The sequence below is a fragment of the Nostoc sp. PCC 9305 genome, assembly GCF_963920915.1.
Classification (GTDB): domain Bacteria; phylum Cyanobacteriota; class Cyanobacteriia; order Cyanobacteriales; family Nostocaceae; genus Nostoc.
This window is the reverse complement of the sequence record NZ_CAWUDN010000037.1, coordinates 54,017-66,622: the sequence shown is the minus strand read 5'-3', so window position 1 is coordinate 66,622 and position 12,606 is coordinate 54,017. Positions and strand designations below refer to the sequence as shown.

At 41.3% G+C, this 12,606-nt stretch carries 18 protein-coding genes; 11 read left to right on the top strand and 7 right to left on the bottom strand.

The genetic code is table 11. The features are described from left to right. Both ACM0OX_RS16120 and ACM0OX_RS16115 read right to left on the bottom strand, forming a co-directional pair. The gene (locus tag ACM0OX_RS16120; RefSeq protein WP_414516083.1) at positions 1–399 is read right to left on the bottom strand and encodes an aldo/keto reductase; all 399 of its coding nucleotides are present in this window, start codon (positions 397–399) and stop codon (positions 1–3) included. A gap of 78 nt (positions 400–477) precedes the next feature. Continuing rightward, positions 478–1,002 (bottom strand): isochorismatase family cysteine hydrolase, encoded by a 525-nt coding sequence (locus tag ACM0OX_RS16115; RefSeq protein ID WP_414516081.1) that lies wholly within the window; start codon positions 1,000–1,002, stop codon positions 478–480. Positions 1,003–1,105: 103 nt separating this feature from the next. Here ACM0OX_RS16115 and ACM0OX_RS16110 point away from each other — a divergent pair, with 103 nt between their 5' ends. Continuing rightward, positions 1,106–1,405, top strand: a complete 300-nt coding sequence (locus ACM0OX_RS16110; protein ID WP_414516079.1) for a hypothetical protein — start codon at positions 1,106–1,108, stop codon at positions 1,403–1,405. A 347-nt stretch (positions 1,406–1,752) separates the two neighbouring features. Continuing rightward, the gene (locus ACM0OX_RS16105; RefSeq protein ID WP_414516077.1) at positions 1,753–2,820 is read left to right on the top strand and encodes a WD40 repeat domain-containing protein; all 1,068 of its coding nucleotides are present in this window, start codon (positions 1,753–1,755) and stop codon (positions 2,818–2,820) included. A gap of 92 nt (positions 2,821–2,912) precedes the next feature. Here the strand turns inward: ACM0OX_RS16105 and ACM0OX_RS16100 are convergent, their stop codons facing one another. Then, positions 2,913–3,851: a pentapeptide repeat-containing protein gene (locus ACM0OX_RS16100; protein WP_414516075.1), complete on the bottom strand. Its 939-nt coding sequence runs from the start codon at positions 3,849–3,851 to the stop codon at positions 2,913–2,915. A 300-nt stretch (positions 3,852–4,151) separates the two neighbouring features. On the opposite strand from ACM0OX_RS16100, the gene ACM0OX_RS16095 reads away from it, so the two are divergent. Continuing rightward, positions 4,152–4,754, top strand: coding sequence for a glutathione binding-like protein (locus ACM0OX_RS16095; RefSeq protein WP_414516074.1), 603 nt, complete (start codon positions 4,152–4,154; stop codon positions 4,752–4,754). A 49-nt stretch (positions 4,755–4,803) separates the two neighbouring features. Here ACM0OX_RS16095 and ACM0OX_RS16090 read toward each other — a convergent pair whose 3' ends face one another. Continuing rightward, entirely contained in the window at positions 4,804–5,310 is a 507-nt protein-coding gene (locus ACM0OX_RS16090) for a hypothetical protein (RefSeq protein ID WP_414516072.1), read from the bottom strand. A gap of 374 nt (positions 5,311–5,684) precedes the next feature. Between ACM0OX_RS16090 and ACM0OX_RS16085 the strand changes: the two genes are divergently transcribed. After that, positions 5,685–5,960 (top strand): HU family DNA-binding protein, encoded by a 276-nt coding sequence (locus ACM0OX_RS16085; RefSeq protein WP_414516070.1) that lies wholly within the window; start codon positions 5,685–5,687, stop codon positions 5,958–5,960. 192 nt (positions 5,961–6,152) lie between these two features. Continuing rightward, positions 6,153–6,638, top strand: coding sequence for a hypothetical protein (locus ACM0OX_RS16080; RefSeq protein ID WP_414516068.1), 486 nt, complete (start codon positions 6,153–6,155; stop codon positions 6,636–6,638). Positions 6,639–6,672: 34 nt separating this feature from the next. On the opposite strand, the gene ACM0OX_RS16075 is transcribed toward ACM0OX_RS16080, so the two are convergent. Further along, the gene (locus tag ACM0OX_RS16075; RefSeq protein WP_414516066.1) at positions 6,673–7,272 is read right to left on the bottom strand and encodes a GIY-YIG nuclease family protein; all 600 of its coding nucleotides are present in this window, start codon (positions 7,270–7,272) and stop codon (positions 6,673–6,675) included. A 91-nt stretch (positions 7,273–7,363) separates the two neighbouring features. On the opposite strand from ACM0OX_RS16075, the gene ACM0OX_RS16070 reads away from it, so the two are divergent. After that, positions 7,364–7,696, top strand: coding sequence for a hypothetical protein (locus ACM0OX_RS16070; RefSeq protein WP_414516065.1), 333 nt, complete (start codon positions 7,364–7,366; stop codon positions 7,694–7,696). 38 nt (positions 7,697–7,734) lie between these two features. On the opposite strand, the gene ACM0OX_RS16065 is transcribed toward ACM0OX_RS16070, so the two are convergent. Both ACM0OX_RS16065 and ACM0OX_RS16060 read right to left on the bottom strand, forming a co-directional pair. Continuing rightward, complete coding sequence (locus ACM0OX_RS16065) at positions 7,735–8,160, bottom strand: hypothetical protein (protein WP_414516063.1); 426 nt, start codon at positions 8,158–8,160, stop codon at positions 7,735–7,737. A gap of 27 nt (positions 8,161–8,187) precedes the next feature. After that, positions 8,188–9,549, bottom strand: coding sequence for a TrpB-like pyridoxal phosphate-dependent enzyme (locus ACM0OX_RS16060; protein WP_414516061.1), 1,362 nt, complete (start codon positions 9,547–9,549; stop codon positions 8,188–8,190). Positions 9,550–9,789: 240 nt separating this feature from the next. On the opposite strand from ACM0OX_RS16060, the gene ACM0OX_RS16055 reads away from it, so the two are divergent. From ACM0OX_RS16055 to ACM0OX_RS16035, 5 genes are all read left to right on the top strand, one after another. Then, positions 9,790–10,278, top strand: a complete 489-nt coding sequence (locus ACM0OX_RS16055) for a TIGR00725 family protein (protein WP_414516059.1) — start codon at positions 9,790–9,792, stop codon at positions 10,276–10,278. A 163-nt stretch (positions 10,279–10,441) separates the two neighbouring features. Beyond that, positions 10,442–10,894, top strand: coding sequence for a DUF1392 family protein (locus tag ACM0OX_RS16050; RefSeq protein ID WP_414516058.1), 453 nt, complete (start codon positions 10,442–10,444; stop codon positions 10,892–10,894). 139 nt (positions 10,895–11,033) lie between these two features. Beyond that, positions 11,034–11,390 carry a thermonuclease family protein gene (locus ACM0OX_RS16045; RefSeq protein ID WP_414516056.1) on the top strand — a complete coding sequence of 119 codons (357 nt, stop codon included), beginning with the start codon at positions 11,034–11,036 and terminating at the stop codon, positions 11,388–11,390. Continuing rightward, a complete protein-coding gene (locus ACM0OX_RS16040) occupies positions 11,390–11,722 on the top strand; it encodes a thermonuclease family protein (RefSeq protein ID WP_414516055.1) in 333 nt (110 codons plus the stop codon). Before ACM0OX_RS16045 ends, ACM0OX_RS16040 begins: the two co-directional genes overlap by 1 nt. A gap of 248 nt (positions 11,723–11,970) precedes the next feature. Next, positions 11,971–12,261, top strand: a complete 291-nt coding sequence (locus tag ACM0OX_RS16035) for an XRE family transcriptional regulator (RefSeq protein ID WP_229475544.1) — start codon at positions 11,971–11,973, stop codon at positions 12,259–12,261. The last annotated feature ends 345 nt before the right edge of the window (positions 12,262–12,606 follow it).

Sequence of the window (12,606 nt, the reverse complement as noted above, 5' to 3'; positions counted from 1 at the left end):
TCAATATCCCTTATTTCTATTTTTCCTCTGCCTAGAGTGACAAAAGAGGGTTAATCGACGTAGGCTGTCCTCACAGGCTCGAATCAGATGATAACGTGACAATCCAGTATCATTTGCTCCTTTTCCCATACGACCATAAGCCTTAGTTGCAATAATTACATCAGAACGACGCTTTCCGAGGGCTTTACCAAGAATCTCCTCAGAAAGTCCATTCGAGTAAACATCTGCTGTGTCAAAGATGTTGACACCTGCATCAAGGCAAATATCAATCAGATGCTGCGCCTCGTCTACCTGAGTCGCCCCAATTTCTTGAAAAAAGTCGCTACCACCGAATGTCATTGTACCGAAACTGAGAACCGAAATCTTAAGACCGGACTTTCCTAAAAATCGCGTTTCCATCGCTGTTACTCCTTGAAGCTGTGCCTATTTGAAGTCAAGTGAACATTTTCTCACAATGGATAGTTTCTGTGGAACAGCTTATGATATCTTCTCAAGAATCTGATTACTCATCTGAATTTGGTTTTTTCCGATATTACGTTTGAGTAAGAAAATACCTGCATCATGCGCTTGCTGACCACCAGCACTAAAGCAAGCATCCTCGATAATTACTGGTTCAATACCGCGCTCAAAAGAGTCAATTGCTGTCTTGAAAATACAGCTATCAGTTTCAACTCCACAAAGATATATTTTGCTGATTTGATTAATCAAAATAAAACTCGAAAAATTTTCCGTAAATGCAGAGTAATATGGTTTATCAAAAATATTATGTATATATGGCTGAAGTTCATCAATAATGCTCGTCTCTGGTTCATGTATCAAGCTTGACCAATGAATTAGCTTCACATAATTACTGTCAGCAGTGTTGATAAATTTTGTGAATTCAACGAGTTTACCAGCGTCTAAAAAGCGCTCAATTAGTTTAATGACAGTAGGAATAATATGTCTGCATTTCTCAGGCATAAAACCATTTTGCATATCTACTACAAGAAGTATTTCGCTCATTTGTGCCAGAATTTGTTTAGATTAAGAGTTAAGACATTAAATAAAACAATATTATACAAGTAATCTCCAAGTCACAAGATGGAGTTTTTCAAGTAAAAAATATATGAGTAATACTGAATTTCATCCTTGCCCAATCTGTTCGACCCCAACTCGATATTTTTCAAGATATCCACGCGCAGTTTGTAATACTTGCTATGGCAAAGCAAGTGATGCTCAAGGACGAAAGTTGAGTTTCTTTAATACCTCAATGAGTGGAGGATTTGAGGGAGTTATAACTGAAACTAAAGAGAAGTACGAAAGCCATATTTGCTATATTGATGGGGTAAAATGCTGCGCTGATGAAGCTCGGTTTGGCGGGATTGTGATTGAAACGATGATAAATGATAATTTTTTTAATCACTAGGAAACCGTATTTAGATTATTAATTTATACCCCGTATTTGACTGTGGTCTATCAGATTAGGTGCGATTACGCCCCATCAAATGGGAACCATGTTAACCTGATTTCGGGTTAAGCCAGAAGCTAAAAAGCTTATTCTGTCAGGATTGAATAAAACTGGAATTGATCAAAGCAGGGATAAAAGTGGAATTATTTTGTCAATAAGGTTCACAAATGAAACTAATCTCAGCAATATGTCTTATTGACAATAGATGAAAACAGAGCTTTAGACAGAACAACGATAAATCAAAGCTTTTGAGGATTTCTTATCCCGAACTCAGGTCATGTTAGGTAATTGCGTTCCTTGGCACCATGAAATTATTGCATTTTCTCAAATCCAGACCAGTCATTATAGTTTTAGCAATTGCAGTAAACATCACTGGTATTGATGTACATTCTTCTAGTTCAAATCTTCCCATAGACAAGAGTACAATTACTCAGTTACAACCACAGATTCAACTTGTTCACACACTGACTGGGCATAAAAAAGTGACTTTTGGTGTTCGAGCAGTTGCGATCAGCCCTTCGGGGAAAACCCTGCTTAGTGGAGGTAGAGATGATACAATTAAATTCTGGGATTTACGTACTGGGAAATTACTGCGTAGTTTAGACGCTCACTCAGATGGTATTACTTCAATAGCTATTAGTCCAGATGGTAAGCAAATTGTAACTGGTGGGATAAGCACCCCAACAATGAAGGTTTGGGATTTACGCACTTTCCTTATGTTTAACAGCGACAGTGGGCATACCCAACCAGTAGAAACCGTTGCGATTAGTTCAGATGGTAGATTGATTGCTAGTGGCAGTGACGATGGCACAATCAAGCTTTGGGATTTACACACGCTTAAGCTGCTTGATACCATTCCTGCACACTCAGGATTTGTGAGTAAAGTTGCATTCAGCCCTGATATGCAAACCCTTGTGAGTACTGGGGGTGGCGAAGATAATACAATTAGGCTGATTGATTTACAAACTAAAAAAACACGCCATATTCTCAAAGGGCACAAAACCGGAGTTGATGCTATTGCCATTACTCCTGATAGCAAAAAGCTTGTTAGTGGTAGTTTTGGTCAGCTAGTTTCTCGAAATCGTGCGATTAGTACCCTAAAGTTATGGAATCTTCAAACTGGAAAACTGCTGCATGAGTTTAGTGATAATTTTAGTTCAGTTGAATCTCTTGCCATTAGCCCCGATGGAAAAATTCTGATTTGCGGCAATTATGATGGCAGTATTAAACTGTGGAGCTTAGAGACTTTAAAGCCATTGCATACCTTTCAAGATGGTTCCAGTTCTGTTTTAGGGCTTGCTCTGAGCCGGGATGGTAAAACCCTTGTTAGTAGCAATGAGGATAGCATTATACATATTTGGCAAATTAAATAACTGCATTAGCCCTATTTTTGGCACACGCGAACTTCTAAAACGAAAAGCTGGTTACAGATGCAGAACTTAACTTTAACTATCGATATTCTTGCTCAAAAAGTACGAGTCAGAATAGCTTTTCTAAAATCCGTACTTTTAAGTATGACTCCTGTAAAATTAACATCAGTTAAATCAGCGCTGCGAAAGCTTGTACCACTAAAGGTTGCCAAAGCAACAGCAATGTTGCGAATAATGGCATATTTTTCATCTCCTTTCATTGCCCTCCTAGCAATGTAAATACTAAGTATAGCTACGGTAAAAGCGATGGCGAAGGTGACGACGAAGGATAGACCTGCCGCTGCGAGGAAGATGATGGATTCGGCTCCACTTCTAGCTAAGATGAAAACCAAGGCAATGGCGAAAACTAAGCCTCCAGCAACGGCTCCAGCGACGGCGAAGACCAAGGCAATGGCGAAGGTTAAGGCTTTGGTTAAGTCCAGTCCTAATGCAACAGTGACGACGAGTCCAACAGCAACGGTAATGGCGAAGGGCAAAGCGACGGCGGAGGAAAAGGCGAAGACTAAGGCGATGACGAGAGCGATGGCAACCACTAAGGTAACGGCTAATGCGATGGCGACGGCGAAGGAAAAGTCTCCGGCTAAATCCAAGGCTAAAGCTAAGGCAACGATGAGGGCGACGGCGAAAGCGAAGGCTAAGGCGAGGGCGACGGCTCCGATGAGGGCAACGACTAAGGCAGTCCAGCCTGAAACCTTAGTCTCTAAAGTTGAGCTATTAAATACAGAAACTATCAAGCCTCCAGTGATGGCTAAGAAAAATCCTGAAATTCCAGAGAGCAACCACGAAACACAAATTAGAAAACTAGCCCAACCCTTTTGCAGTCCAGCTTTTGCATTGCTAAAATTAGTTCCCATTAAAATAGCACCTGTAAAATCTGCTCCTCGAATATCCGCACCACTAAAGTTTGCCCCAGCCAAGTTTTGACCTCGAAAAGAACGACCTCTGAGATTTTGACCGGAAAAGTCTTGGGGCATGGCTGGGCTGTTAAAAGCTAGCGTGGCAAAACTAGCTAGAGCAAAAACTTAAACGTAGTAAATTCGTTATTATTGAAAATTTTGGTTTACCTATTTACGCCTATTTCAATCATGAAAAATCTACTCTAGCAAGTTTTACCACTCTAGTATTTAAGAGCTAGTGTCCAGACGGATAAGCGAAAAAAAAACGATCGCCCACGTGTTCAGTATTGCTGTTATCTCTCTATCGGCTAATAGCCTAATTTCTCAATCAAAGCTAGACTACCATCGGAAAATGTCAAGATTTTGGGATAGCAGCAGATGATTGATCTCTACACCTTCACCACGCCCAATGGACGCAAAGCTTCCGTCATGCTGGAAGAAGTCGAATTGCCCTACGATGTCCACAAAATTGACATTACTCAACAACAGCAATTTACACCTGAATATATCGCCATCAATCCCAATAGTAAAATTCCTGCCATTGTTGACCAAGAAACTGGGATTAAAGTTTTTGAATCGGGTGCAATTCTAATTTACCTCGCTGAAAAAACAGGTAAACTCTTACCCACTGAACAAAAAAGCCGTTTTCAAGTACTAGAGTGGCTGATGTTCCAAATGGCAGGAGTCGGGCCAATGTTTGGGCAACTTAACCACTTTAAACGCTTTGCACCCGAAAAACTTCCTTATGCCATCGAACGTTATGAAAAGGAAACTTTACGCATTTATGGTGTCTTAGATAAACAACTGCAAGACAATGAATTTATCTGTGGTGACTATTCTATTGCTGATATTGCAACTTATCCGTGGGTAGCAATTTATGAATTTCAGGGTTTAACACTCGACAACTACCCAAATCTCAAACGCTGGGTGGACATGGTGCAGCAACGTCCGGCTGTGCAACGCGGAATGCAAGTTCCTTAAATACAAGACCAGGGATAAGTCAATAAGGGTAATAAGCAAACATTGGTAATTAAATTTTCTTATTCTTCTTGTACTGATTGAGTAAGTATTGTGGATTGCTGATATACATTTCTGTATAACCGCACTGACCACAAATATATGCTGTTAATGTCCCAGTGTGAGTTCCTTTAAATATGAGCGCTTTTGGATTCTCGTAAATTTCTACTTGCAGATCCTTTTTAAACTCTTCTGTGTGGGTGAGAATACGAACGTTTGGAATTATATTTTCAGAACCACATTTAACACACGCCAAAAGTTCAACTTGTTGTTGTTCTGGATACTCAGCTAGCCCTGTTGATGTTACGAAGACTGGCTGGCCTTTAATGCGAGAAGGAGCAATTTCGTCAACTCCCTGGAATGACTTGTCCTCAATTCCATCGTTTGAGGTACCACAACTCCAGCAGAAAGAGAAAGTCTCTTCATTCTGCTCATGGCACTTGCAACATTCCCACATCTGTATTACCTCTGCAAAACAGTTGACGTTAGACAAGTTTAAACCGATAACAATTTTAGTCACATTAGGCGAAGCAAAAAGGTTAGAAAAATTCTTGATAAGTTGAAAACAGGCAGTCAGCAGCCAAGGTAATTGACGCTTTTATTGAGTTACTGGGTGCTGTAAAGGAAGAACAACAGCCAGTAACTGTGGAATTAGATGTAGCGAATTAGGATTTTTGTGCTGGCGACTATTAACCAGTCAACATATTTATTCTACGCGACAAAGGTGATGAAACAAGGGATCTGTGCGGTTTTGTGATGGGGTTGGACTGTCTAATCAGCAGTAGCCGTGCATTGTTAATTTTCGTATGCTGCTAGAAATTATTCCTTTTCCCCTTTCTGAATAAGAGGTAAAAATGCTAGATTTCGATTAATTGCAATGATTCAGGGCGATTTATGAACAAAGGTGAACTAGTGGATGCTGTAGCAGCAAAGACCAACATTACAAAAAAGCAAGCCGATGAAGTCATTAGTGCTTTTTTGTCAGTCATTACCGAGGCTGTAGCTGACGGGGATAAGGTAACGCTTATTGGTTTTGGCTCATTCGAGCGACGCGATCGCTCAGAACGCGAAGGGCGTAATCCGAAAACCAATGAGCCAATGACTATCCCAGCGACCAAAGTGCCTGCATTCTCTGCTGGGAAACAGTTTAAAGAAAAAGTAGCGCCATAGATTAATTGCTTTACCACTGGCAATCCAACCACTGCAAAGCCACAATCGATTAATTCAAGTATCGAATCGACTATGAAACTTTGGCTGCTTCTTAGGGAGTGACGTTACTACAATTCTGGTATTACTCCCGTACCAACAAATCTGTTTCTGTTAAAATCGCGTCTTCCAGCACGTAAATTTTGAGGCAGTGCCATGTGTGCAAAGGGATTTGGACAACCCCAATCCACCAAAATCGATAAACTTATTGAATCTGCGGTGCGTTATTGCCACAAGCGACACCCAGAAGACCTAGACAGCATCTTTGATAATCTACCTGTCAACCTCAACCAACGAGTAGTAACGGGGATTTTGGCAGCATTGCAGAAAGATATTGACACTTTGAGTTGGTTTTGCGGCTATATGGCATCAGAAATCAACCGCAGTGAGGACAACCAAAAGCCTCATCATCCCATCGCCGAACTTAGCAAAACTCTGATTACATCGGGGATGGAACCGTTTACTGATTTTATGCCTTATCCTGGTTGCCGCCTCGTCATACTCAATTCGGAAAAATTTGAATCATTACCAGAGTCAGTTCAAACCATAGTGCAGCAAGCTTTTGATATTAGGGAAAGTAGTGGGACAGAGGCACAAAGGATAAATGATGCGTTCCTACAAGAGTTGATGGTTCAGGAGTAAGTAAAAAATTGAATAACAGTAAACTTTACTTTTTCTAACCAAACGGTTGTCCCCACCGCTCCCAGTTCTCCTTATTGAAAGGTGATCGCCACTTCAAAATTAAATTCAATTCCAATTCCTGCCGTGCGCGTCGATCAACAGGCGTATCCCACCAAAAAGCGATGCTCACTTCCCGTTGCAGTCCATAATGATGATGTAGTGAATGGTAACTATCTAGATATTGCTTGCATCCATGCTCACCTTTCCACCGTTTACCAGATCGTCTTGTTTCACCAACATACAACAGCAAGGGCATGGCATTATCAATCACAAAATAAATAGCGGCGTTACCCGCATCTGTTGGCATCCGATAAAACGCCATTGATTGCAAGGGCAGAGTAAAAGGAGCTATCGCGTCTGGGTCGCAGTGTTTTGGGATAAGGTTGAATAACGTCGTCTGCTGTGGTGGTTTGTTCTCTCTCACCTTCTGCTGATATTCAAAAATCTGAGATTTCCACTTCAACAGCGCCTCAAGACTCATTACCAGTGTCTCTGCTCTGCGTGCTGGTGTGACGGTCAAATCAGAAAATAAATTTAGCTGGTTGGGTTCCAAGGTGATTAATGGGAATGTACAAACCAGTAGATTATCGCCCACAACTGGATGGAGTCAAACCTGTTAGCAGCTTAATAGAGCGATCGCTGTGTTGATTTTGGGCATTTTAAAATAGCGTTTACTAAATACAGCTATGTTTAAAGGATTCGGTGGCCCAAAGAAAAAATCAGTGTTTGAGGACAATGAACTGACTACAGGCATTGTACAGCATCCAGTTACGGGACTTTGGCAGACATGGATATCATTTACAGGTAATGATATTCAATGTATTACCGCCCATGCGAACCCTGATGATGCTGACCGGGTAGCGAAACAGATTGCTGATGCTTGGAGCGAAGGGAAATATAAAACTGGGGAAGAGGTGACAGCTTTTATTAAATCTCTGCCGACTGATGCTGTCATAGACCCATTACCCCAAAATATTGTGATGCAATTAAGTCAGCAGGCATTAAGCGCAAGGAAGTAATTAGAGCGATTGCTACGCCAACGTCAAGGGTGAACGCTCTAAACAGTATCATCCATCCATCCGCACTCTGGATTTTGACAGTCCCAATGCACCCGTGCTGACCAGTCCCGATCAAATTCAGCACTACACTGGGGGCATCTACCAGTAAACATCGGATGCCAATCAAGTAACTCCAGTTTTTGCTGTTGTGTCCACCGCTGTTGTGGTTGCACAATTAACTCGCCGTTATAATAAGTGGCTCCTTCTGGTTCCCATAGTTCTACTGGTTCGGCGTTGGGGTTTTCTCGAAAGTCCAAGCATCTGTCAGCAACTGACCCATTAGGGTGAACGGTACAGATAAAGTGAGGATTATGTGAGTATAAGAGACAGCAATCGCACTCTGGAAGTTTCGGCATAGTACCAGTATATTGCCTGTTCCAAGCGATCGCTTGTTGGTTCAACTGTATGCTTGTTTCGAGCGTCACTGCGAATAGGGAAAGGGAATTGTTGGGTCACGAATCAACTACAGGTAATCCTGCCAGAGCCATTGCCACTTCTTCTGCACTATATTCAGTATCAACAAGCCGTCCAGCTTGATAATCGATATAAGCTTGCATATCAAAATGTCCATGACCGCAAAGATTAAACAGGATAGTTTTGCTTCTTCCTTCTTGTTTGCAGAGTAGAGCTTCGTCAATTGTTGCTTTGACAGCATGATTAGCTTCTGGTGCTGGTAAAATTCCTTCTGCACGGGCAAAAGTTAATCCAGCAGCAAAGCAAGCGAGTTGGTATTCAGCACGTGATTCAACTAATCCCAAATTTACAATATGGCTAACAAGGGGAGCCATACCGTGATAGCGCAAGCCTCCAGCATGAATTCCTTCGGGAACAAAACTACTACCTAAAGTATGCATTTTGGTAAGTGGGGTTAAGTGGGCAGTATCACCAAAATCGTAAGCATATTTTCCACGAGTCAATGATGGACAAGCAGCAGGTTCGACAGCTATTACTTGTATATCTCGTTCTCCTCGCAGTTTAGCACCGAGAAATGGGAAGGCAATTCCAGCAAAGTTGCTACCGCCACCAGTGCAGCCAATAACAATATCAGGATAATCTCCTGCCATTTCTAATTGAGTCAATGCTTCTTGACCAATCACAGTTTGATGTAGCAGTACATGATTGAGAACACTACCTAAAGCATACTTAGTTTGTTCATCAGCAGCAGCTACTTCTACAGCTTCACTAATAGCAATCCCCAAACTGCCATTACTATTGGGATTTTGTGCAAGAATTTTACGTCCGGCTTGGGTTTGAGTACTTGGGCTAGCAACGACCTTCGCGCCGTAGGTTTCCATTAAAGCTCGACGGTAAGGCTTTTGCTGGTAGCTAACCTTTACCATATAAACTAAGACTTCTAAACCGAATAGCGCACCGGCAAAAGCTAAAGATGATCCCCACTGTCCGGCTCCGGTTTCAGTAGCTAACTTTTTCACTCCAGCTTGTTTGTTGTAGTATGCTTGGGCGACCGCAGTATTCGGTTTGTGGCTTCCAGAGGGACTAACACCCTCATATTTGTAGTAAATTTTGGCAGGCGTATCTAAAGCTTGTTCTAAACGACGGGCACGATAAAGAGGAGTTGGTCGCCACTGGCAATAAATAGAGCGGACTGCATCTGGTATTTCAATCCATCTTTGTTGGCTGACTTCTTGCTCAATCAACGCTAATGGCAACAGAGGTAATAATTCATCTGGTGTAATTGGCTTACCAGTAGCAGGATTTAAAACTGGTGGTAAGGCTTGTGGCAAGTCAGCTTGGATGTTGTACCAAGCTTTTGGCATTTGGTTTTCAGTCAGAACGTATTTAATCGTGTCCATATAATTAGGTTATGCATAACAGTAAAATTGTACATTTACGATTCTCCAAGAAATCGGCTGAGTTAGAGAACAGTGCTTATGGTGTTTTTTGGATGAGCAGGCAATAAAGCTACTAAAGTGAGGCAAAAGCGCTTCACTGCCTTAAGAAGGCGATTTCTATCTTCCTAACGCCTCAGCCAATTGCCCTTTTATGGAGAAAGCTTTGACTTTTTGCCCAAAACCAGTATCATCTGAAATTTTATGCGAAGAATTATTATTGGGGTTATGGGGAGAGGAGAAAATGCGACAGCAAATGATTTACAAGATGCTTATATATTAGGTCAACTTATTGCCAAACAAGGATGGGTTTTACTCACTGGTGGTAGAAATGTAGGGGTAATGGATGCAGTAAGTAAAGGTGCAAAATCTGCTGATGGTTTAACTATTGGTATTCTTCCAGGTGAAAATCAGGATGGTATGTCCTCTTGGGTGGATATTGCTATTTTCACAGACATGGGTAATTCTAGGAACAATATTAACGTTCTTACGAGTGATGTGGTAATTGCTTGCGGGATGGGTGCAGGAACCGCTTCAGAAATTGCTCTAGCTTTGAAAGCAAATAAGCAAGTAATTTTGTTGAATAATGATGAAGAAAGTAAACTTTTCTTTAAAAAACTGTCGCCAGAAAATGTTTATATTGTGGAGAGTGTGGAGCAGGCGATCGCTACTGCCAAAACAATTTTATACTAATTGAGAATTAGTGTATCAGTAAAGTTTTCTCAAATTGGGAGGCTCTCGAATTGATTGGGTTTGAATTCCCATCTGTTGCCTTAGCTTACCGAAATTTAAATTATATTCCGGATCGGACTGAAGCAAGTGAGTGTATGTATAAAAAAGAGAATAACATCCCCAGATGATTAACCAAATTACCGCTTTAGAATCCTGTTGGCATATTTCTCCTGAGTGGGGTCAGACCATGCCTCCAGTAGCAGTAAGAATGTTAGAAAAAGTTTTGTTGCCAATCTCAGACTTGTCAGGCTACTGCTGTGGTGTTCAGTGGGAAAGACAGCAATGGATTTATGCAATTGTTTGCCAGAGTGAAACTCTCTACTTAGCTGAACAAGAATTTCATAGAACAAATCTACTAGAAAAGTCTACTGTTTCTACTCCAACTTTTAAATTGGGGGATATAGTTGAGGTTGATTTCGGTGAACAGCCGACACGCCGTATTATTCAAGGAATTTTTAGCCTCAAAGATAATTGGCTTTATGGGGTAGAGTGGCGCTCTCCAATTTTAGAAGAAGTGTCTGCCCAAAGCAGAACAATATGGCTTGCTGATATTGATTTAGTCAATGTTAGTGTATGACGATTACTCAGTTGCAACAAAAGAGCAGCCCCAAGTTAACTAACAATTTGGGTTATCAATCTAACGTTACTGGTTTTATTCGCTACTTTTAATTAGTTCTCTGGGCATCATAAGTATTATATAGTGATTATTACTACAGATGCTTCAGAAAATTCCCTTTGTTGCAATTAGCGTTCTGCTTGTAGCTCAAATGTCGTTACCCGTATTTGCCAACAATCTTACCGCTACAGTCGTAAGCGTAGGTGACGGTGACACCATACGAGTAAGAACTGGTAACAAAACTGTGACTGTCCGCCTCGCTTGCATTGATGCACCAGAGATGAAGCAAAACCCTTGGGGACAACAATCATCAACAAGACTCAAACAATTGCTCCCAGTAGGACAAGCAATCACCATACGCGCTGTAGAAACTGACAAATACAAGCGCTTAGTTGCAGAGGTGTTTGTTGGTAATCGCAGTATCAATATGAATATGGTGCAAGAGGGACAGGTGTAGTGTATCGCCAGTATCTCAAAGGCTGTCCAGAGTCTAGAGATAGTCTGTTGCAAGGTGAAAACACCGCCAAACAACAGCGTTTAGCATTTTGGAGTCAGTCCAATCCTGTAATGCCTTGGGACTTCCGCCACAGAGCTACCCAAAAGACAACTTCACAGGCGATTCAACCGCAGCAACAGAATAACTGTGATCCCTCTTATCCAGATTTTTGCATTCCAAAGAATTCACCAGACTTAGATTGCCAAGATATTAGCCAACGAAGGTTTAAAGTACTGCCACCCGATCCTCATGGGTTTGACCGAGATGGGGATGGGATTGGGTGTGAACGGTAGATGTGATTTTAAGAAGATTTTGAACAGCCTATACTGGGACATTTAGTTGATTTCTGAAACACGTCAAAAGTGTGTCAGCATTATAATTGGCTTACTTTTTGTAAATGAGTTTTGCAAAGCGATCGCGTTGCTTCCGGGCTGGCGATCGCTTTTGCGTTATCACTACCTCAGTGTAATCAAAAAACTCTAAAAGTGCAATTTGGTGTTGTAAATTAGAGGAGAGCTAAATGACAGAGGAGGTCTGCTTTGTGAAACTGTCCTATGTATCTCGTTTTACTTGGGATGAAGAAACAGCACAGCGATTGAGAAAACTACGGGGTAAAACTAGCCGAGATAAATTAGCGATTCAAGCTGGTCGCAGCAATACTTTTATCCAAAACCTTGAATGGGCAAACCCTGGAAATAGACCAGAATCAATTTCCAAAGAAGATGCGTTTGCTATTTGTAATGCGCTTGATGTACCTATTTGGAAGTTATTTCCAGCGTTAGTAATCAATCCTGAAAGTTTACAAGAAATATGCAAAACTCTATTGACATAATACAACATGGTGTTGTAAATTATATATACAACAGAGGAATTGAGCGCGATGCCTCTGGGAGAAAGGAAGAAGCGCTCAAAACTCAAACCAATCAAATTGAATTAGCAACAAAACTATTAGAAACCAATAGCCGGCGGGATAAGCAGCCGCAGCCTAAAACTTGTAATGGCCAAGCCACCGCGAGATGATTCCGATGACCCACCAAGTCTAAAAACTGGTTGTAAAAACTTCAATCTTTTCAGAATTAAGGCGATTATTACTCCTCAGTATGTAATCGCCTTTTCAATTGTTTCGACATGGCTGTACAGAGGGCACGATAAATCCAATATCTTCTCTACAGCTTTG

What these genes read in the sequence shown, in the direction of transcription:
- ACM0OX_RS16120 (WP_414516083.1), bottom strand. Translation starts at nt 399, where the DNA reads ATGGAAACGCGATTTTTAGGAAAGTCCGGTCTTAAGATTTCGGTTCTC.
- ACM0OX_RS16115 (WP_414516081.1), bottom strand. Translation starts at nt 1,002, where the DNA reads ATGAGCGAAATACTTCTTGTAGTAGATATGCAAAATGGTTTTATGCCT.
- ACM0OX_RS16110 (WP_414516079.1), top strand. Translation starts at nt 1,106, where the DNA reads ATGAGTAATACTGAATTTCATCCTTGCCCAATCTGTTCGACCCCAACT.
- ACM0OX_RS16105 (WP_414516077.1), top strand. Translation starts at nt 1,753, where the DNA reads ATGAAATTATTGCATTTTCTCAAATCCAGACCAGTCATTATAGTTTTA.
- ACM0OX_RS16100 (WP_414516075.1), bottom strand. Translation starts at nt 3,851, where the DNA reads ATGCCCCAAGACTTTTCCGGTCAAAATCTCAGAGGTCGTTCTTTTCGA.
- ACM0OX_RS16095 (WP_414516074.1), top strand. Translation starts at nt 4,152, where the DNA reads ATGATTGATCTCTACACCTTCACCACGCCCAATGGACGCAAAGCTTCC.
- ACM0OX_RS16085 (WP_414516070.1), top strand. Translation starts at nt 5,685, where the DNA reads ATGAACAAAGGTGAACTAGTGGATGCTGTAGCAGCAAAGACCAACATT.
- ACM0OX_RS16080 (WP_414516068.1), top strand. Translation starts at nt 6,153, where the DNA reads ATGTGTGCAAAGGGATTTGGACAACCCCAATCCACCAAAATCGATAAA.
- ACM0OX_RS16070 (WP_414516065.1), top strand. Translation starts at nt 7,364, where the DNA reads ATGTTTAAAGGATTCGGTGGCCCAAAGAAAAAATCAGTGTTTGAGGAC.
- ACM0OX_RS16060 (WP_414516061.1), bottom strand. Translation starts at nt 9,549, where the DNA reads ATGGACACGATTAAATACGTTCTGACTGAAAACCAAATGCCAAAAGCT.
- ACM0OX_RS16055 (WP_414516059.1), top strand. Translation starts at nt 9,790, where the DNA reads ATGCGAAGAATTATTATTGGGGTTATGGGGAGAGGAGAAAATGCGACA.
- ACM0OX_RS16050 (WP_414516058.1), top strand. Translation starts at nt 10,442, where the DNA reads ATGATTAACCAAATTACCGCTTTAGAATCCTGTTGGCATATTTCTCCT.
- ACM0OX_RS16045 (WP_414516056.1), top strand. Translation starts at nt 11,034, where the DNA reads ATGCTTCAGAAAATTCCCTTTGTTGCAATTAGCGTTCTGCTTGTAGCT.